Genomic DNA, 286 nt, shown 5'->3' on the forward strand with positions numbered 1-286 from the left:
ACTCAGATGCACTTGCTGATTCTGATGCAGATGCTGACTCAGATGCGCTTGCTGACTCAGATGCGCTTGTTGACTCAGATGCGCTTGTTGATTCTGACGCAGATACTGAAGCTGATGTGCTTACTGATTCTGACGCAGATGCTGACTCAGATGCGCTTGCTGATTCTGACGCAGACGCTGAAGCTGATGCACTTGCTGATTCCGATGCAGATGCTGAAGCTGATGTGCTTACTGATTCTGATGCAGATGCTGACTCAGATGCGCTTGCTGATTCTGATGCAGATGC

Annotated in this window: 1 protein-coding gene; it reads left to right on the top strand. The window is 49.3% G+C overall.

Features of this window, described 5'->3' with window-relative positions; translation table 11 throughout:
- Positions 1 to 286, top strand: a 286-nt coding sequence (locus AX662_RS10765; protein WP_197414667.1) for a hypothetical protein, incomplete at both ends; no start/stop codon positions are given.

The organism is Streptococcus sp. CCH5-D3 (genome assembly GCF_001556435.1).
GTDB lineage: Bacteria > Bacillota > Bacilli > Lactobacillales > Streptococcaceae > Streptococcus.